Origin of the sequence: Aquitalea sp. ASV15 (genome assembly GCF_016429115.1) — a bacterium.
Classification (GTDB): Bacteria; Pseudomonadota; Gammaproteobacteria; order Burkholderiales; family Chromobacteriaceae; genus Aquitalea; species Aquitalea magnusonii.
Genome location: NZ_JAELTZ010000227.1, coordinates 1 through 301, shown reverse-complemented (window position 1 = coordinate 301; position 301 = coordinate 1). Strand labels below are relative to the sequence as shown.

Here is a 301-nt window from a genome sequence, read left to right as displayed (position 1 = left end):
CCGGTCAGCAGCGGCAGGGTGGCGGTAATCACCGAGGCCTGCGAGGCCGAGGTATTCACCAGTGCCTGCGCCTCGAACAGAAAATACAGACAGGGCTCGGCCAGGCCCATGGCCAGCATCCAGCGCCTGTCTCTTATACACATCTCCGAGCCCACGAGACATTAACAAGGATCTCGTATGCCGTCTTCGGCTTGAAAAGAGGGGGGGGGGGGGGGGGGGGGGGGGGGGGGGGGGGGGGGGGGGGGGGGGGGGGGGGGGGGGGGGGGGGGGGGGGGGGGGGGGGGGGGGGGGGGGGGGGGGG

At 72.8% G+C, this 301-nt stretch carries 1 pseudogene; it reads right to left on the bottom strand.

Annotated features, from left to right (window positions below):
• Window positions 1–119: pseudogene (locus tag JHD64_RS21670) on the bottom strand (EamA family transporter); the annotation flags it as partial.
• Window positions 120–301 lie beyond the last annotated feature (182 nt).